General features: G+C 37.9%; 17 protein-coding genes. 7 read left to right on the plus strand and 10 right to left on the minus strand.

From position 1 onward, the window contains the following. Positions 1 to 2: 2 nt before the first annotated feature. The 5 genes from AB2N10_RS12110 to AB2N10_RS12130 are packed head-to-tail and all read left to right on the plus strand — an operon-like array spanning position 3 to position 4,210. On the plus strand, positions 3 to 1,916 hold the full coding sequence (locus AB2N10_RS12110; protein WP_354622639.1) for a methyltransferase domain-containing protein: 1,914 nt from the start codon (positions 3 to 5) through the stop codon (positions 1,914 to 1,916). Continuing rightward, a complete protein-coding gene (locus AB2N10_RS12115) occupies positions 1,913 to 2,209 on the plus strand; it encodes a hypothetical protein (protein ID WP_369433900.1) in 297 nt (98 codons plus the stop codon). Before AB2N10_RS12110 ends, AB2N10_RS12115 begins: the two co-directional genes overlap by 4 nt. Continuing rightward, on the plus strand, positions 2,194 to 3,057 hold the full coding sequence (locus tag AB2N10_RS12120) for a glycosyltransferase family 4 protein (protein ID WP_369434674.1): 864 nt from the start codon (positions 2,194 to 2,196) through the stop codon (positions 3,055 to 3,057). Before AB2N10_RS12115 ends, AB2N10_RS12120 begins: the two co-directional genes overlap by 16 nt. A 23-nt stretch (positions 3,058 to 3,080) precedes the next feature. Next, positions 3,081 to 3,707, plus strand: coding sequence for a hypothetical protein (locus AB2N10_RS12125; RefSeq protein ID WP_369433901.1), 627 nt, complete (start codon positions 3,081 to 3,083; stop codon positions 3,705 to 3,707). Further along, entirely contained in the window at positions 3,695 to 4,210 is a 516-nt protein-coding gene (locus tag AB2N10_RS12130) for a glycosyltransferase family 4 protein (protein ID WP_369434675.1), read from the plus strand. Before AB2N10_RS12125 ends, AB2N10_RS12130 begins: the two co-directional genes overlap by 13 nt. Here the strand turns inward: AB2N10_RS12130 and AB2N10_RS12135 are convergent. The 9 genes from AB2N10_RS12135 to AB2N10_RS12175 form a co-directional block, all read right to left on the minus strand. Continuing rightward, entirely contained in the window at positions 4,207 to 5,022 is an 816-nt protein-coding gene (locus AB2N10_RS12135) for a polysaccharide pyruvyl transferase family protein (RefSeq protein WP_369433902.1), read from the minus strand. The two genes, AB2N10_RS12130 and AB2N10_RS12135, sit on opposite strands and share 4 nt — an antisense overlap. A 46-nt stretch (positions 5,023 to 5,068) precedes the next feature. Next, positions 5,069 to 6,766, minus strand: coding sequence for a right-handed parallel beta-helix repeat-containing protein (locus tag AB2N10_RS12140; RefSeq protein WP_354622643.1), 1,698 nt, complete (start codon positions 6,764 to 6,766; stop codon positions 5,069 to 5,071). Positions 6,767 to 6,908: 142 nt separating this feature from the next. Continuing rightward, a complete protein-coding gene (locus tag AB2N10_RS12145) occupies positions 6,909 to 7,517 on the minus strand; it encodes an O-antigen ligase family protein (protein WP_369433903.1) in 609 nt (202 codons plus the stop codon). 53 nt (positions 7,518 to 7,570) lie between these two features. Further along, a complete protein-coding gene (locus tag AB2N10_RS12150; RefSeq protein ID WP_369433904.1) occupies positions 7,571 to 8,344 on the minus strand; it encodes a hypothetical protein in 774 nt (257 codons plus the stop codon). Continuing rightward, positions 8,337 to 9,593 (minus strand): glycosyltransferase, encoded by a 1,257-nt coding sequence (locus tag AB2N10_RS12155; RefSeq protein WP_354622645.1) that lies wholly within the window; start codon positions 9,591 to 9,593, stop codon positions 8,337 to 8,339. The genes AB2N10_RS12150 and AB2N10_RS12155 overlap by 8 nt, the downstream gene beginning before the upstream one ends. A gap of 7 nt (positions 9,594 to 9,600) precedes the next feature. Continuing rightward, a complete protein-coding gene (locus AB2N10_RS12160; RefSeq protein ID WP_354622646.1) occupies positions 9,601 to 10,812 on the minus strand; it encodes a hypothetical protein in 1,212 nt (403 codons plus the stop codon). Further along, positions 10,812 to 12,389 (minus strand): lipopolysaccharide biosynthesis protein, encoded by a 1,578-nt coding sequence (locus AB2N10_RS12165; RefSeq protein WP_369433905.1) that lies wholly within the window; start codon positions 12,387 to 12,389, stop codon positions 10,812 to 10,814. Before AB2N10_RS12165 ends, AB2N10_RS12160 begins: the two co-directional genes overlap by 1 nt. Before the next feature lies 1 nt (position 12,390). Continuing rightward, the gene (locus tag AB2N10_RS12170) at positions 12,391 to 13,377 is read right to left on the minus strand and encodes a sulfotransferase domain-containing protein (protein WP_354622648.1); all 987 of its coding nucleotides are present in this window, start codon (positions 13,375 to 13,377) and stop codon (positions 12,391 to 12,393) included. A gap of 23 nt (positions 13,378 to 13,400) precedes the next feature. Then, on the minus strand, positions 13,401 to 14,201 hold the full coding sequence (locus AB2N10_RS12175; RefSeq protein ID WP_354622649.1) for a WecB/TagA/CpsF family glycosyltransferase: 801 nt from the start codon (positions 14,199 to 14,201) through the stop codon (positions 13,401 to 13,403). Positions 14,202 to 14,488: 287 nt separating this feature from the next. On the opposite strand from AB2N10_RS12175, the gene AB2N10_RS12180 reads away from it, so the two are divergent. Together AB2N10_RS12180 and AB2N10_RS12185 are read left to right on the plus strand one after the other, a co-directional pair. Continuing rightward, entirely contained in the window at positions 14,489 to 15,985 is a 1,497-nt protein-coding gene (locus AB2N10_RS12180) for an exosortase C-terminal domain/associated protein EpsI (RefSeq protein WP_354622650.1), read from the plus strand. Positions 15,986 to 15,994: 9 nt separating this feature from the next. Beyond that, the gene (locus AB2N10_RS12185; protein WP_354622651.1) at positions 15,995 to 18,001 is read left to right on the plus strand and encodes an alginate lyase family protein; all 2,007 of its coding nucleotides are present in this window, start codon (positions 15,995 to 15,997) and stop codon (positions 17,999 to 18,001) included. Between the two features lie 7 nt (positions 18,002 to 18,008). Here the strand turns inward: AB2N10_RS12185 and AB2N10_RS12190 are convergent, their stop codons facing one another. After that, positions 18,009 to 19,106, minus strand: coding sequence for a GNAT family N-acetyltransferase (locus tag AB2N10_RS12190; protein WP_354622652.1), 1,098 nt, complete (start codon positions 19,104 to 19,106; stop codon positions 18,009 to 18,011). Between the last annotated feature and the right edge of the window lie 31 nt (positions 19,107 to 19,137).

The raw sequence follows: 19,137 nt of genomic DNA on the forward strand, positions 1-19,137 counted from the left end.
TTATGAAGATATGCATAGTTGCACATTACGCTTATGGCGCATTAACTGGCGAAGAGTCAGGCCATATTGGTGGCGTAGAGAGACAAACGGCTCTGTTAAGCGAATGGTTATCCACAAATGGGCACCAAGTAACAGTAATCACTTGGGATGAAGGAGGCCCCAAGATTGAGTTGATAAACAATATTAAGATTGTAAAACTATGTAAAGTTAGTGATGGCTTACCTATGCTGCGTTTTTTTACTCCTCGCTGGACTTCTCTAATAAAAGCATTACGAATTGCTAATGCGGATGTTTATTACCAGAACTGCGCTGAGTATGTGACAGGGCAAGTTGCTATTTGGTGTAAGTTTAATAACAAACCTTTTATTTATTCTGTCGCTAGCGATGCAGACTGTGAAGCGCCTTTTACCAAACTCACAACCAAACGTGACCAATGGTTATTCCTATATGGCTTAAAAAATGCCAATAAAATAATTTGCCAAACCAATAAACAAAAAAAATTACTCCACGAAAATTATAAGCTCAACGCTGAAATGCTGCCTATGCCAGGAACACCACCAAAGGGAAAAGCCGACCCCGTGCATCAATTTTCAGCAAATAATGTAATATGGGTAGGCCGAATTCAAACCGTTAAACGTATCGAATGGTTAATTGATATCGCAGAGAAATTACCAGATATTAATTTTTCAATTATCGGTCCGACCGATCATAACCTTTCCTACACTACGCACACCTTGCCCAGAGCCAAGCGATTAAAAAATATAAAATTTTTAGGCAAAATTAGCCGACAAGAGATGCCAGATATCTACAAAGATGCCACTGTATTATTAAATACATCGATTTATGAAGGTTTTCCTAATACTTACCTTGAGGCATGGAGTTACGGTGTACCAACAATATGCACTATTGACCCTGATAATCTTATTAACTCATTCAACTTAGGTTTTGCATCTGCAATACAGGATGAATTAATTACTGCGCTAAAAGAGACAGTCACCAACCAAAAACAATGGCAACTATATTCACATAATTGCCTTCAATACTATCAATCAAATTACGCCTTTGACACCGCTCAAGGGAAATTTGAAAGAACATTTTTAGCATTTTCGAGCAAAAAGCGCACTCAAGAACAATTTAACCAACAAAGCCAAAGCTGGTCCGAATATTATAATATTGAAGCGCAGTCAATATCACATTTAGATCTACAAGTCAGAGCAAAATATGCCTTACAATATTTGCAATCATCAACGATACATAAAGATGATAACTTGTTAGATGTTGGCTGCGGTACAGGTAATAGTACGCAGTTATTTAAAAAGGCAACAGGGTGCGAAACCTTCGCCATTGATTTTGCCCCAGATATGATTGCTCAAGCGCAAAAAAATGATACCAACAACATCAATTTTCAAGTTGCAGATGCAACGAAACTTCCCTTCGAGAACAAGTTTGCCAAATGTATTATCTCTCTTGGTACATTAGAATATATCCCTAGTGACATGCTGGCATTAACAGAATATAACCGTGTTTTACAAGATGATGGCCAGTTAATCATTTCAGTTCCCAATAAACATTCATTCTTTAGAAAATTAAGAAATTTAGAAAATAAACTATTACTACTTTTAAAAAGGCTATTTACTTCTAATAATGAAATACATTTTCAGGGATATCATAAACAATGGGATATTGATAGCTTGACCTTACAACTCAATAAGAGTGGTTTTGCAGTTACTGATAGTGTTTTTTTTACTTATGGTTTTTTAAGCCCAAAGTTAGTTCACTCAAGAGCAAATTTAGCACTCTGCCGCTATCTAAATGAAAAAATACAACCACAGGATAGGTTAGCTAAATACCTTGCTCATTCATTAATACTGAACATGAAAAAAGTAACGACTACAGAGGTCATAGATAGGAAATGACAAAAAAAACAAACGTCTTGATAGTGATTAGCAATATGGAATTCGGTGGTGCACAGCGACAAATTGTCGAACTTGTGAATAACATTGATAACAGTAAATTTAGCGTATCTGTTTGCTCCCTTTCGCAATACACACCGCTTGCAGAACAATTTAATAGTAATATTCCTTTATATGTGATCCATAAAAAGTCAAAATTTGATTTTTCCGTCGTATTTAAATTAGCAAAGTTAATACGCAAACATATGATATCATACACAGTTACTTATTTGATGCAGAGATTGCCGCTCGATTAGCAGCCAAACTATCATTTACCTCGATAAAGATTATTGGCTCAGAACGTAATGCCAATTACACATTAAAGCCTATTCAAAAACGCGCCTATATATTCACCAAACATCTAGTCAATGCGATTGTTGCTAATTCTCAAAGTGGTGCAGAATTTAATGCAAAACAAACTGGTCAACCTAAGAGTAAATATCACGTCGTTTACAATGGTGTAGATACAAACAGATTCAAGCCACAGAGTAATCAAAATATTCGAGCTGAATTAGGTATCGCAGAAAGTGCTCAAGTGATTGGTATGTTTGCAAGTTTTAAAAAGCAAAAAAATCATCCATTTTTAATAAAAGCATTACAACAAGTAAAAAAACAAGGGGTAAATTTTAAACTGCTGTTAGTTGGTGATGTATTGTATGGCGGTCTACATGGCTCAGATAATTATACCGTTGCACTAAAACAATTAATTCAGGAAAGTGGTTTTTCCCAAGACGTAATTTATTTAGGAAATAGAGACGATGTTGAACGTCTTTATCCTGCTTGTGATTTTACGGTATTACCATCACTGTTTGAAGGCACTCCCAATGTGGTACTAGAATCAATGGCCTGTGGTGTACCTTGTATTGCAACTGACGTATCAGATAATGCTAGGATAATAAAACACACTAGCTCTGGTTATATCGTTGCTGTAGATGATATTGACTCACTTAGCCAATACATCTTAGGGCTAATTAATCAGCCCAATCTACTAAACGAACTCTCGAATAATGCACAGCAAACTATAATAGAAAAATTTTCATCCTATAAATTGTCGGAAAATATGGAAGCAATATACAGTTCAGTAAGTTGTAAAAATAGATTGTAATTTTAATAATAATGGTATTTAACATGCTGAAAAGTAAGAAAATTGGCTTTTTCAAAATGGGGAGTTTTTCTCATACTAATGAGAAAGTAAAAAATATTTTAATTGAAAATTTTCCAGAATATGACATTGAAGTTATCGATATCTGGGAAGACTTAATTAGCATTAAAAATCCACTACTTTGGTTCGCCTGTTTTAAAGATTATTTCATTTCAGATTTAATCAAAAGGCGCACCTTTGTAGACAGCGTATACCGTACAGAATTCTTTTTCCGTTTAGTAAGAGAGAAAGCACAGCAGCTGATACAACAAAAAGGTTACGAATTTACTTTTCAGACTCAGTCCTTTTTTGATGTTAGCTTTCCAGGAATCGCAAACTTTCTCTATACAGACCACACTCACTTAGCAAATTTATATTATCCTGCATTTTCCCCCAAGAAACTCTACCCGCAAAAGTGGATTAATCTTGAGAAAAGCGTTTATAACAATGCTGCTATCAATTTCACTATGAGTAATCACGTATCGAAATCAATGTATGAACACTATAACTGTCCGAAAGAAAAGATTTGCAACGTATATGTAGGGAGTAATGCTGGTTTGCCAAAACAAAACTTAACCATGAGCGTTATAGCAAACAAAATATTCTATTTTTAGGTGTTGCTTGGGAGCGTAAAGGCGGGCCGCAATTAGTTGAAGCATTTAAAAAAGTAAGGGAAACATTACCTAATGCCACGTTAACAATTGTGGGTTGCTCACCAGAAATAGATGTTAAAAATTGCACTATAGTGGGACGGATTCCACTTGATCAAGTTAATCAATATTATCAACAGGCAAGTGTATTTTGTTTACCGACACGATTAGAGCCTTTTGGGATTGTCTTTATTGAAGCTTTTAATAATAAATTACCCATAATTGCTTCTAATATTGGCGCTATTCCTGATTTTGTCCACAGTGGAGAAAATGGCTATACAGTTGATCCTGATGATATAACAGCTCTGGCTGAGTGTTTAACAATACTATTGTCTAATCCTAAGATGTGTGAAGAATTCGGTTCTGCTGGATACCAATTGATTAAAAATAGATATACTTGGGAGGCAACGGGAAAAAGGCTACGTAAAGAGATTACGCAGCATTTAACAAATATGAAGGGTAACTAGCTAGCCCTAAATGGACAATTTTCCATCAATAAATCAAGATCGATTTTAATATCATCTCCATTGACCTGTTGGATAATATCGCTAATTGTCGTTGTACGCTCTATAATAAATGGCCCAGAATATCTTTTCTTTACAGACTGATAGTAGTCATAAAACTTGAATTGAGTATGTGGTACAAAGCCGTTGAAATTCACATGCACATTGGGAATGTTATAGCTATCCGCGATAATAATCCCATGCAACGAACTAGAGGCAATACAATCACACTCATTAATACTTTCAATGACTTTTGCAACAGAGTCTGCAACGCTAATAACCTTAATATCATCAGCGTGCCTCACTTGCATTTTTAACCACTCCTTAAAAAAGCTATTTTTTGCTTCGGCATAATGGGCAATGATGCCAAGTTTATATCTCTTTTTACTTGAAACACTAAATAAACGAGAATATAACAAAGCAGGATCACCATAAACCTCAGGACAATCAACCCCTGACTTTAATAATTCATTACGCGTTAATGGTCCCCTTACCGCTTTAATCCCAATAGGTTTGGAAATAACTTTACTGCCCTTTTCGGCAAATCCAGGCCCCCAAACGATTGTATTTTCATCTGCCCAATGCAAAATACTTCCAATAACTAAATGACAAGGTTTAATTATCTTCTTAGGGAGCTTATCTAAACGAACCGCTCTCTTCTTCGCAATAGCCTCAACAATAACGGGATTTAAGTCATCCCCGAAATTCTTAGGTAAAATCCCAAGCAGTGATAATTTACTTTTTCTTTGGAACCATTTTACGTAAATATTTTCCATAATAACCTAATTTTTATGCCTCAAATAAATAACCAGATCCACCTTATTAATTAACTTCTATGTTAATTATCTCTGGTGATAACGGTTTTTCTTGGCCACCACCAGACTGAGAATCTTGATCTTCCATTGCTCCTATGTCAATCCCACCAACAACTCTTTTACCTTTATATATATCCTGAGTTAACTCCACACCAAAAACATCCTTATACTTATCTAGATAACTTTGGATATTAAAACCAGCACCAATAGCTGCTGAATTAGATGCAAGCGATACATTTTGTGATAAATCAGAAAATAATGGATCTTCATATAGGCAGGCAACACAGGTAACATTAGTCTGTTTTAATGAGACTGATTTAGAATAGACTACGTTATTGTTCACTAAATTAGATGACTGGGTGGACTCAACAAACAGATCATTGCCCATTTCGCTATTACGATTAAATAAAATATTATTTATATATACGTACTCACCTGTAGCAGCTTCTATACCTTTATCATAATTAATAATGGTATTATTAATAGCACCACCCGAAGAGCCTCCTCGGAAATGAATCGCCATACCAGAATCATATAAACCTCCTGCCCACTCAACATCCCAATCGGGGTGCTGCACATTTTTTATGACGTTACCAATTACCCATGTATCTAATGAGCTATCTGTCGCTGCAATACCACTCGCTGCATCACTAACTTCATTATTAATAACCCAGGTGTTGTTAGCCCCATTATGAATAATAATGGCTCCGCCCGTGGAACTGTTATTTTTATGCTTTTTCCAATCCCATATTCTATTATTAATGATCAATGTATTATTTGCTTCTTTAACGTCAACGCCATTTTCTAGATTACTATAAAAATCATTATCGGCAATATAGACATAACTCGGACGATTCACATCAGCTGTAGAAGCAATGCCAACCTGCACGGAATCTCCGCCCAAATTATATATTTTATTACGCAATATCCATACTCTATCCACATTAGATCTGGGAATAACACCATGGTAGTCGTTTTCAGAAGATACTCCATCAGCAGGATTAACATCATCAAAATCATTGCCAAATGCAGAAATATCATTATTAAAAACAACTAAATCGTGGAACCTATTATCAAGCCCACCATAAATTGCAATCGCAGCTGCATTACCAACATTCTCCCCATTACCACGAAATACAGAATTACGAATAACAGCATGATGCAAGTTGCTACCATTATGACTACGGAAACTTACATTTTTTTTCGGCAGGTTATATTCTAAATTTTCTAGAATGACATATTGCCCCTTAATAATAGTTTCACCACTAATTATAGCCCTATTATCTTGGTCAACCCCTCTAATCCAGACAGGCTTATCGGGTGTTCCATCGGCAGTAATTATTAATTGTCCCCCACCATCATATGGTCCACCATGAATTTCAACATATGCCCCAGCTGCATAAGTTCCTTCCATAATCGTTTTACGAGGTTTATCCGGCGAACCAAACTCATTATTTGTATTTGTCGCATCAGGATGACTTGAGTCGACATAATAACTTAGCAAACCTTGTTCGTTTGCAGCAGCCCAATTTGCAGGTGCTTTACCCGTAATTGGATGAACAATATCACCTACATAACCATTCGGAGCCCACGTATTGATAGGATCTGGAACACCGTTACCCACTTTATAATCTTCAGCAACCAATGTAGATGAACAAAGTAAGCTAACACCTAATAATCCAACCTTGCAATAATTCTTAAACATGTTAATCCCCTTTGTAACAACAGTACCACAATACATTTAATTAAAGATAAACATAAAATTAAATGTAACCATCCTATTAAATATAACCATGTAATGATAACTTACCAATTATCTAGCCACTAAAATGGTCATTTTTTGCGCATTATTTTTCTGACACACTAACTAAAAGGCTTTTTTCTCCTAAACGCACTGCTTTTCTTTCTATATAAACCCTGAGCATTAGGGCAATAGCAACCCACATTCCTACAGCACCCTCGCGTGGATAAAAAGTTTGACTACCAATAGATGCAATTAAAAATGCAAGTATTAATGCGAGACTCATTCCCCCTGTTACAACATAAATTTTATGGCTGCCATCTCGAAATAATGACCATGAATATCTAACTAATAGCAAGTAAAACCAAAAAACAGGTATAGCACCAATCAAGCCATTATCTTGAAGCCATTGCAAATAGGCATTGTGAGGGTGTGGAAAACTTTCGCCCTCACCATGCTCAAGCATTATTTGCAGAGTGATGCCTTGATTTTTCATCGCTTCTCGGCCATATCCTAACCAAGGAGCCTCACTTATAGACTCCCAAACTAATGGCCAAGCAACAACTCGCCCCGAAGTCACTGCGTGAAGATCTGCATTTCCTTCATCAAAATTTATATGATTAACTTGACTTTCATAAGAGGTATCTTGCTCAACTACCCCGTACATGAATCGTTCAACTGTAGAAGGGGCATAGATCAAAACGGCAAAAAACATAACGGGTACCAAAAATAAATATCTACGCCATTTAAAAATACAATACATGGCACCTAAAACAGCCCATGTTGCATACCCGGTTGCCCTCCAGTCATTGCCATCGCAATTAAAATAACAAGACATGCTGGGAGAATAAATAAAAAAAAGCGCCTATTGCTTACATATTCTTTTAGACAAAAAACCAACCAAAAAGCACCGCTCATCATCATCGACATGTTTACACGGTGATAGCCCACACTTCTTGATATAACTTTTAAAGCTCTCCTTTGTAAACTCTCACCACTCATTGTTAATGAACCAAATTTCATTGCTTTGATTACCTGCAATGCCAAAAGAATAAACATCAATGCTAAGGCAATGACGGCAAAATCATATTGTTTTCTATTACGGCACCCATCAAAGATAATCATTGCGGGTAAAACCCATTTGAAACAGTTGAAAAGGTACTCGTTAAGAGCACTTAGCCCAGTATCCGCTTCTAACCCATAAACTTGCATCAACTCATCGACACCACTATGATCAGACAAATAACGGACTAAGCTGATAAAAATAATTAGGCCATATAAAAACAATAAAAAATTTAGATTTTTTGGCATATCCCAAGTAAAATTCTGCTGTTTTCGATGCAAAAGCCAAGAAAAAAAGGTATTAATAAACAAAAAATTCCAGTGATTTAAACCAGGGACACCTGCTATAGCTTTAGGCATATCAGGATGCTGAAAAACAGCCATAAGTAACACAAGCCAACAAGCAGCACGAAACCAATCTCTCCATGCATAGACACTTAGATAGGCAATAAGTAGAGTTAATAATGTAATTCTAATCACGCTGTAGCCCATTCTTAATTTGAAGTTCAGAAAATATTTTATGCCAATGTAATTCCACCTGTGCAAAGCTAAATTCTCGCGTATCTTGATATGCTTGTTTTGAGAAATCGAATTGCGAGCTTTGCGCTTCAAAAAATTTAATATAAGCAGAAGCAAACGCATCTTCTGTTAATGGGGAAACTAGATACCCATTTTTCCCCTCTTTTAATAAATCGCCAAGATCACCAACATCAGAAGTAATGGCAGGCACACCGACCATCATTGCCTGAATAAGAGCCTGTGACAAACCCTCTGAGTCAGAAGTTAGAGAAAAACATTTTGATTTTTGCAACCATTCATGAACATTATTCTGCCAACCAGCAAAATGAATATTCTCAGCAATTTCCAAACGTTCTGCTAAATATTGTAGAGCCTCTTTATCTGGACCATCACCCACAATAACAGCATTTAAATTAGGCAGAATTTGTTGCGCCTTTTTTATCGCTAGCAGAAAACGATCCACTCGCTTTATTTCCGATAAACGACCAATTAATATCAAGTCATAAATTTTGCTAACATTCTCATCAGGACAAAAAATAGTATCATCAAATCCACCCGGTACTATTTCACAAGGCGCAGTGATTCCTTTTTCTTGAAAATAGTTAATAGCGGAAGCACCCATCGTGACAATTAAACTCATGGTATTAATTGATTTTAGTAATAAGTTTTCAATAAAGAGATCAGCTTGACCAATACGGTTAAAGATACGATTCTCCGTTTTAATGCCGCCCCCTTGCACTTCTCTTGGGCCTCCACCACAAATATATATTGATTTTGCACCTATTAACCTTGCCAACAACGCAACAAAAAGACCGTTAATTAAAATATGAAAACCAACTAAGACATCGGGCCTTTCTTTAATCGCAATCCATGAAAAATAAAGCAAACGAGCGCCGACTTTACCCGTTATTTTTTGTAACCATTCGGGGGCGTAGGCACCTTGAACATTATTTATTTCGGGCACTTCAGTAGCAGCAACCATAGTCAGTTGTGCGCAATTACTGGCATTCGCCATGGGTTTTAAATGAGTAATTAGCCAGTGATCTGAATAAAATGTCCCCGTGACAAGTATTTTTACCTTTTTCGGTACCTTCTTTTGCGGCATGATTTTAAATAGGGTCAGTAAACAGTAATAAATAGTGAGTACAACTCTAATCATCCACCTATAAATATGCTGTCCCAACGAAGAGGAATTATTTGTATTTGTCATTGTATTATCATAAATTATTTGGAAAATTTAACGGTACCCAAGCAATGGATACGCTACTGCGATTTGTTTGATCAGGTTGATTAATTTGTAAATTTACGTATTGTTCACCATTGATAAAAACACGTGTTTTATCGGGTTTTTCCACATACCAAGTCACCCCGCTAAGGTCATCACCATGATAGTCTGTGGTGACGTAAATATGGGTTTCTTCTCCCTCTTGCTTTACCACAAAATCTAACTCTTCGGTCGTGCGCAGATAACCTAATAACCGCCGAGTCGTAGTAACCAAAATCTTTTGTTGGCCTTGGTAGCGAGCTAATAACTCAAAGGCTTTTTTTGTCTGTTCAGAAAAGGGAGCTTGTTCAGAAAAAACTTTTCCTAAATGGCTATAAAAGAGACTGCACCCTTGTTTATTAACTAATGTATTTAAAACTGACTCTGTCAGTACATTATGTATACCGCGAGCGGTATCGAACATAGATACGCCCCCCCATGAAGGGTTACAACGCAGAAATTCTAAAACAGGCGAGCCATCTATCAAGGTGGTTCTTCTTAATACTTTATTGGCTTTATGCATGGCATATTTTCGATGACCAAAACGTGCTAACCAGCCCTTGATAAACTCCAACAGGATAGTTTTAATTGATGCTTTAACTTGTTTACGATTAAAAATACTCGCGTAACTACGCTTAGCATTTTGGGCAACACAACTAGTTACCCGTCCCTTCCAAACAAAAGGTAAAGCCCCTGACTGTATGGTTAAATCCGCATGGTAAGCATCCGCACCTATTTCAGCACCATGGCCTTGCATTATGTCGTTATCTAAATTACTAGTCGCTTGAGCATGGTCGATCCATACTTCAATTTTTCTCGCACCTTGTCGAATTTCAAACCAGTATTTTTCTATTTGTGCTCGGGTCGTGACGAAATCACCAAAAGAATGTAAACAATCAATGTGACCCGATTGAATAAGTTGAAGGATTTTAGAGCGCCCATCATCATCCGTATTAGTATAAGAAAAGTTATGCTTAGGCATGTCAAAATAGATTGTATTACCTACCTCCAAACCAACGCCCTTTCCAAGTAGCGTATCTTCCGTGGTATTCAGATAACGCGCAGTCTCAAAATAGATCTCTTTATTTGGTGTTTCATCTAAATCACTGCAAATCGCAAGCATTGCCTGATAGGGATAAGGGTATTTTCGTAAAGATACTATCATTAACGTTTATTTCCCCATTCGAATTTAATTCTACGACAAGCAAACAGACATTTTCTCTGTAGTTCAGCAGGAAGCAAATAGATAAAATAAATAAACAGGGTCACGATAAGGGCTAAAATAAAAGCAAATAAGGCGTAACGATAATGATTCAACTCGAAGTAATATCGAGAGCAAGACAATAATGAAAAGAACGGTAACAAGTAAAAAATGGGTAATAATAAGCTTTGCAATAAATATGAAAAATAAGGTACACCTAGCTGACGGCAGGTATATGTTGGCACCAAGATCCCATACACTATGCTCATCGGCACGACAAACAATAATGCAGCGGTTGTTAATGCTAAATTACCAACGCCTGTAAATAAAAGACCAATAACAAAAAGCGTCATTAGACTCAATAATGCAATGACTGAAATTCTACCATGTCGATTCATGCCCATTAGGATTCTGATTGAGCTATCTTGCCCCATTGAAAGTAATAAACCTGCCGATAAAATCATGATTAAATGCTTCGAGGCATAATCATCTCCCATCCATAAAGCAAGTATTTGATCACCATAAATAAACAAAAAACCTAGCGACGGTAAACAAAAAGCAAAGCTTAATTTAGTTGTATTAATAAATAGCGCTTGAATTGCTTGTGGATCTTTACTCCCTAACATAGCACCAGTAGTAGGAGTCAGCATTAAAGTAAATTTAGCCATAAATGTTTTTATTTGCTTGGTAAGCGCCATTGGTCTCGCAAAAACAGCCAATGCAGCAGGACCTATCGAACTGACTAGAATAATGCTAATTGTTTGCAACAAAATTATCGGGGGGACATTTGATAACATACTTTTTATACCAAATTTTAACATCTCTTTACAGGTAGCAAAATTGGATAAACGTAGGTTAAATGTAAACTCTTTACATATTTTTTTAACTGAAATAAAACGTAACGTTTCAAAAGTAACCGTTGATATAAAGTATCCAATCGCCATTCCCACCACACCTAATTCAGTGAAATATAAGGCAAGCACCATTAATATCAACGAAAAAACACTATCCCCGGCATGCAAGCTATTGTGAATATCCCAACGATGGTAACCTGTTAATAACCCTCGTGCTGAGCCAGATAACATCTGCATAGATAAACTAAACCCTAAAAACAGTATAACCCATTGACCAGTATGAGTGTGCTCTTGCAAGGATTCAGAAAAAAAGTATGGCAAGGAAAAATAAAACACAACCGTCGTTGTCACTACCACAGAGGCAATAATTAATTGCACAAAGACAACCGAATTAGCTACTTTATTCAGATCTTTTATCTCATTTGCTGCTCGATGCATCGCAATATAACGATTAAAACACGCCCCCATACCAAAACCAACCAACGTTAAGTAGCTAACAAAAGACCAGCCAAAATCCCATATACCTAATGCCGCTTGCCCCACTTTTTCATCGACTAAACGAGGCATAATAAAACCAGAAAAAATCAGCACTAACTGACTTATCCAGCTGATCATCAGATTCCATGCAAAACGGCTTTGTCCCGTTAGGTCTTCTGGTTTTATTACTACTGTCGGCTTTATCTCCATATTATTTTGTATAACCTAACTTTGTATGATATTCGCCAGCCACATCGTAAAATCGCTTAAGATCCGATTCGCTCATCTGTTCTTTCCAACGATCATCAAGCTTAATAACTTCAGAATCATCCAAACGCATACCATTACCGACAACATGGTGTTCAACGGTTTTAAAATCTAACCGCTTTTTGTTTGGGTCAACACCAATAAACTCAAAGAGAGTATCAAGCGTTTGTTCGGTGTTATTACAAATATCTTCATAATGCACCTTAATCCACTTATCTCTATCCATGGTTGCCAACACCGCTTGCGTTTCTTGATTACACCGCACCCATTCATGTGCCCCAACTTCAATCGAACGCCCTTTTTCTTGGGTTTTACCTGCCCCCCCGCCTCGCAACTTAGGATCTTTTGCATCAGCAAAATCTGAAGGATTCTTATAGGCTAATGCGACACCTCTACCGTCCCTTACCACCCAAATGACCTTAATGTCGAGGTCTTTGTTTTTCAGTAAATATTTAAGGCGAATACCAATTTTTGAAGAGTCTACAACTGCCTCAACATTCGCCTGTTCAGCGATTGCGCTGACATAATCAGCATTACGCTTTTGCAATTTGGGCAACTGTTTACGCCATGTCGGAGATGGTGATAATAAAATATCTCTAATAAACTCAAGGAATGGACCACGAACCAAGGGTTTAAGCAACCGTAATATATATGGTGTTGCTCCGGTTCGGATATCGGTCTCAGCGCAAGTGATACAAAACTCCTGCCCACGCTGCGCCATCTTTTCACTTACTCCTTTCCAGAATGAACATTGAGAGACCAGTGTTTTACAAGAACAAAGATAGCTATCTTGATCCCCTAAATGCACCGCCTTCAACTCTCCTACACTGCATAAGTCTGGATGAGCACCGAGTAACATCGCTGTCATCGTCGATCCGGAATGGCTAGCTGCTGCTAAATAAATTAGCTGTTGTTTTTTATTCTTGATCATCTTTAATGCGCGTCCATGACTAACTAAAGGGGTTTACTTGGAAGAAAAAATTCTTTGATTAACAAACCTAAAAACAGGGTATTGGTCACTAAATAGCGCTTCCATAAACGCCTTGGCTCCTGCTTGACTCGATATAACCACTCCAATCCCCATTTTTGCCATAGCAGCGGTGCTCGCTCTACTTTCCCAGCAAAGACATCAAAGGATCCACCAACACCATGCACAACAGGAACGCGCATTGTTTTATTCCAGCGCGCCATAAATTGTTCTTTTTTAGGTGAGGTGATGGCGACAAATAAAACATCCGCTTGAGAATCGGCAATTCTCTGCGCCACCGCCGCTTCTTCATCGTCACTAAAGTAACCATGCTGAGTTCCCGCAATAACGACACCGGGATAGGTTTTACGAATTTCAGCTTCGACTTTAGCAGAGACCTCCGGCGTTGCTCCGAGACAAAAAACGCGATAGCCCTCTGTATTCCCTTTCGCTAAAATACTAAACATTAAATCAATACCAGCAACACGTTCAGGCAATTTTTTTCTTAATAACTTACTCGCGAGCACTACCGAACTACCATCGGCCAAAATCATATTCGAGCTGAGAACATCATCATTTAATCCAGGATTTCGTTTCATATTGACAATTTTCGCAGCATTTAACATGCCGATATGCAGTGATTGTCTGTTCTTGATCGCGCTGTCAATATTATTGATAGCCTGATCTGAAGTTAATGCATGAATAGCAATACCAAATAAAGATACTCTACTATTCTTGACATCAAATGTTGAAAGGGGGGTGCTTGATGCACCTTGTAATACTGACATAAACCACTCTCCCTAGTCGAAAATATCATGATGCTATTGTTGTGTGAAAGCTGCGTGTACAATTAACAACCTTTCCGCCTTGTAAAAAGTAAACTCTTTAAAGGCAATATTTTATTAAAATAACACGAGATGACACAATAAGCAGAGTCTTTTTTGATGGAGCCTTGATATTTATGCGGCATAAGTTGAAAAACTGCGCTTTACATGAAAAATATAACTAATATCATAAACACCATTCACAACAAAAATAAGATAATGGTAGATAATATCATATTAGGGATAATTATATGTGGGCATGGAATAGAATTACAGTAGCATCATTTTTCCTTTTAAATTTTCTACTCCTTTTAATTATTAATTCATCGGCTGTTTTTGAGGTGTTCGATGAGTGGTGGAGTACCGGTCCCTATAACCATGGTTTATTAGGATTAGCGGTGGCGATGTATATCATTTGGCAGAAAAAAGATATCTTTGCTGAGCCACAGGTTAATCACTTTAGCTTGCTGTTATTGTGTGCCAGTAATTTACTCCTCTTTGTTGCTAATATTGCAGCTATTGGTCAATTACAGATAGCCAGCCTATTTCTTGTCCTGTTATCTTTATTGGCAAGCTTCTGGGGCTTCAAAATAGTCAAGAAACTATTTTTACCACTTGCCATGATACTGCTCATTCTCCCAATCTGGAGCATAATACAACTTCCGTTGCGCTCTATTTCAACTTGGGTAAGCTTCCACCTTGTTGATCTCTTAAACTTTGAAATAATCCGAAACGGGTATGAACTACTAACCCCCGGAGGTACTTTTATTGTTGAAGAGGCATGCTCTGGATTGGGCTTCTTTTTAGCTTCAGCACTATATGCGCTTTTTGTCGCACAAATCAATCACCTTTCACGTAAAGCTGGCATCCTATTCTTTTTTATCGCTATCACCGTGGCGATTATTGCCAATTGGATCCGTATATCAACCATTATTATTGTCGGCAGCCAAACAGCCATGCAGCATTTTATCGTGCAGGACCACCTCACTTTTGGTTGGCTCGTATTTGCAGGGTGCTTTATACCAGTGATCATTATAGGTAATACTTATTTTGGCGAACAAAAAGTAGATAAAGTAGATATTGTCGAAAAAATTAAAACAACGGAGTCACTCGACTATATTAATAAATGGTATCTATTAGGGATTCCGACCATCATCATCGCCTTTGCAGTTTGCACACACTTTATCTCCTCTAATTTTGATCCTAAATACAAATTTGTATTGCCAAACATTCCACATTATAAACTGATTGTCATCAACAAGGCAGAAAGCCACAATTGGTTCCCCCTCTCAATTGGCGCTGCAAATGAAGAATTCAGCTACTATAGCCAGAATGAAAACTTAATACAGGTTTACCTAGCAAACTATGTTCGACAACAACAAGGTGCTGAAATGATTTTTGTAGGGAATCGATTATTTGATAAAAATCGCTGGGTTATCGTAGACCAAAAAAGAGTTACTCTAAACCACTCAAAACTGCAACAAATCAACCTAATAACGCTTCGTAAAAATAGCTATCGTTCTCGAATTATTGCCTATTGGTATTACGTTGATGGCCGTTTTGTAGCCGATAAAAAACAGGCAAAATGGCATGAGTTACTGGCAGCACTAAAGGGCAAACCAGGGGCTAGTTTAGTTGCTATCGCATTCGATTATAATAGCGAAAATGAGCAATCAGCATTAAAAGCGACCACTGACTTCGCGGTCGCATTCGCTAATCAGCCTATTCATATTGAAACATCCCAATAAGAAGATTTTATGCAAACACTCTCTTGGTATATAAAACGTATTAAAACCATGTCGCCTAAAGAAATAATTTGGCGTATCACTTCATTGTCATCGGCACTTATTGAACATTATCGGGTCAAATGCAATTGCATATCTCAAGCAAAATTTATTGCTGCTTATCAAGAAAAGGCCCCCTTCGCGCCTCCCTTCCGTGTTTTTGTTGGTGAAATAAACGATTTCATTCCCCAGTGGCGTCCTGCGTTAATCAATAAAGCGGATAAGGTTTTACAACACAAACTTAGCTATTTTGACCTACAAGATCATGATTTAGAAACGCCTATTAATTGGCATAAAGACCATGCAACGGGGATGCAAACAAGCCTCGCCCCGATTATGTCAGTCAATTATAGGGATATTAGTAAAAATGGCGATTGCAAATTGGTTTGGGAGCCAAATCGTCACCATCAACTTGTTGTTTTGGCACGCGCTTACCAAGTTAGCAAAGAGTTAAAGTACGCACAGGGTATTGTCTCACAAATCACCTGCTGGTTAGACGCTAATCCTTACGGTTATGGCATGAACTGGCGCAACCCTCTTGAATTAGGCATCCGAATGATTAACTGGGTCTGGGCAATTGATTTAATGCTAGATTCAGGTTTATTTACTGGGGAATTTAAAAGACGCGTATTACAGTCTGTTTATTTACATTGCCGCGATGTCAGTGGTAAGTTTTCACAGGGATCATCAGCAAATAATCATTTAGTTGGAGAAGCGGCTGGCGTTTACATTGCCGCCAGTTATTTTTCTATGTTCAAAGAGGCTAAACATTGGCGAGAAAAAAGTAAAGCCGTATTAGAGAGAGAAATTCAAGCACAAACATTTATCGATGGCTGTAGTAAAGAGCATGGTTTTAGCTACCAATTTTTTGTCTTCCAGTTTTACCTATTTTCATCACAAATGGGCGAATGGCAAGAAGTTCGCTTCTCAGATGATTATATGCACACACTAAACAAACTTGCTGAATTTATCGCATTAGTTGCACAGGGGGGGGACAATTATCCGATGGTCGGCGACCAAGATGATGGCTATGTACTTGATCTGGGAGACCATGTCCACAATATCAATGCACTCTGTGACCTTGCAGGTCATCTCTATGGCAATGAAATATTTGCCATCAACTATGAGCAGCCAAGTGAATCGGCATTTTGGTTATTTCATCAACGTAAACAAAGAAAACTGCAGCCGTTGGCACATGCAACAACACCTTTGCTGTCACGCCAGTTTATAGAATCTGGATACTTTTTATTGCAAGCGGGATGTTTAGATAATCACGATCAGGTCAGTGTTTTATTCGATTGTGCCGAACTCGGCTACACTTCGATTGCAGCACATGGACACGCTGATGCACTTAGTTTGGTGATGCGAATCAACGGTAAAGATCTATTAGTCGACAGTGGCACCTATGATTATTACAGCTTTCCAAAATGGCGAGATCAGTTTAGAAAAACCCAAGCACATAATACATTGGAAGTAGACGGTTTAGACCAATCTGTCATGACGGGACCCTTTATGTGGGAACAACATGCACATGCACAATGCTTACTTTGGGAGCCAACGGAGAACGGTGGAGTCGTATCGGGTCAACACAATGGTTACCAGAGACTATCTTATCCATTAATGCATCAACGAACAGTAGAATTAAATTCACAGAAAAAACAATTGCATATTTACGACAAGATTGTATCGCAAGGCGCGCATGATATAGCCATCTATTTTCATCTATCGGAATATTGCCGCGACCTACAAATATCAGACCACACTTGCCGCTTAATTTTAGGAGAAAACAGCGTTGTTATCTCACTGCCTGAAAATTTAACCGTACAAAGCATTCACGGAGAATGGCATGACGACCCCAACCATCCATCATTAGGCTGGGTAAGTCGCGGTTACCACCAACGCACGCCCATAACCGCGCTGGTCGTTAAAGGAAAAGTTAGCGGAGAGCAAACATTTAACACCACCATTAAGTGGCATTAAATAGTGCTTACAATGGTTGTAGATAACGTCCCGTAGGCCATATTTCTTTTACCGCAAAGGGGGTGTTTTTCATTTTATTTTGCCAAATGAAAAGGTTAACCCCCAATTTTTTCTCGGCAAGCCAGCGCCTTTTATGGTCGGTATAAACGCCTAAAAAATCATAACAGTCGAGCCCTTCTCGAAGACATTGATTAAACGAATAATGGCGTAAAACTTGCCCTATTCCCGGTATAAAATCGGGATTGTAACCTTCTTGAATGGCCAAAAACTGATTGTTATAGACATAACCGAGCTGCATCGCTTGAATTTCACCCTGACTCTCAAGTCTAAGCAACCATAACCACCCTTTTTTTAGCGCCAACGGCACAAAGTGACGATAGAAATCAACCAATTCAGGACGTCTTTGAAACGTCCCGCCACCCGCATTCGCCCAATGTTTATTATGTAATTGAAATAACATTTCAAGGGTTTCACTTATATCGTCAACCATGTCACTAACCACAATTTTCCATGGACCAGTCTTATCCAAACGACGGCTAGTTTGGCGAATATTCGTGCGTAAACTCTTCGACAATTTAGGCAAAAAATCGGTGGGCCACGCGTTTAAATACGTTTGCGCAAACTCAACTTTACGGCGATGACTGTGCAGCTTTTTAACGTTCGCCAGCGATTGAAGCAGGGTCTCTCCCCCCTTTGTCCAAGCAGAGATATTACTGAACCAGATAAAATCCCAATCATCTTTGCGCTCAGGGCTCAATAAACTGCCCCATAATAAAGTTTTTAGCTCATCACTCCGCTCGGCTTTAACAATGAAATTCGCATATTCAGCTCCAGAATTTTTGTCACCAAGACAGCGCAATGCTTTATAAGTTACTAAATTTACCAATCGATACATTTGCATATAGAATGGGGCGATTGCAATCGGTTTGAGATCTTCTTGAATGACAATAATATAGGGTTTTAGTGGGGCTTCCTGCGCCTTTTGCCAGCAATTAATCCACTCCCAAGTGAGAAAAATATTGTCTGCATCTGATTGCCTCAGTAAAGCCTCCCAATCATCTTTGAGAGAATCGAAATCTCGCCACTCTGTAATGACTTTAATCACAATAGAACCTCACTGCAAACTATTCCGTAAA

The sequence above is a fragment of the Psychromonas sp. MME1 genome (assembly GCF_041080865.1).
GTDB lineage: Bacteria > Pseudomonadota > Gammaproteobacteria > Enterobacterales > Psychromonadaceae > Psychromonas.

Coding starts and splice junctions, on each gene's coding strand:
- AB2N10_RS12145 (WP_369433903.1), bottom strand. CDS start 7,517: ATGTTTTTTGCCGTTTTGATCTATGCCCCTTCTACAGTTGAACGATTC.
- AB2N10_RS12180 (WP_354622650.1), top strand. CDS start 14,489: ATGTGGGCATGGAATAGAATTACAGTAGCATCATTTTTCCTTTTAAAT.
- AB2N10_RS12170 (WP_354622648.1), bottom strand. CDS start 13,377: ATGATCAAGAATAAAAAACAACAGCTAATTTATTTAGCAGCAGCTAGC.
- AB2N10_RS12185 (WP_354622651.1), top strand. CDS start 15,995: ATGCAAACACTCTCTTGGTATATAAAACGTATTAAAACCATGTCGCCT.
- AB2N10_RS12155 (WP_354622645.1), bottom strand. CDS start 9,593: ATGACAAATACAAATAATTCCTCTTCGTTGGGACAGCATATTTATAGG.
- AB2N10_RS12125 (WP_369433901.1), top strand. CDS start 3,081: ATGCTGAAAAGTAAGAAAATTGGCTTTTTCAAAATGGGGAGTTTTTCT.
- AB2N10_RS12160 (WP_354622646.1), bottom strand. CDS start 10,812: ATGATAGTATCTTTACGAAAATACCCTTATCCCTATCAGGCAATGCTT.
- AB2N10_RS12110 (WP_354622639.1), top strand. CDS start 3: ATGAAGATATGCATAGTTGCACATTACGCTTATGGCGCATTAACTGGC.
- AB2N10_RS12165 (WP_369433905.1), bottom strand. CDS start 12,389: ATGGAGATAAAGCCGACAGTAGTAATAAAACCAGAAGACCTAACGGGA.
- AB2N10_RS12175 (WP_354622649.1), bottom strand. CDS start 14,201: ATGTCAGTATTACAAGGTGCATCAAGCACCCCCCTTTCAACATTTGAT.
- AB2N10_RS12135 (WP_369433902.1), bottom strand. CDS start 5,022: ATGGAAAATATTTACGTAAAATGGTTCCAAAGAAAAAGTAAATTATCA.
- AB2N10_RS12140 (WP_354622643.1), bottom strand. CDS start 6,766: ATGTTTAAGAATTATTGCAAGGTTGGATTATTAGGTGTTAGCTTACTT.
- AB2N10_RS12115 (WP_369433900.1), top strand. CDS start 1,913: ATGACAAAAAAAACAAACGTCTTGATAGTGATTAGCAATATGGAATTC.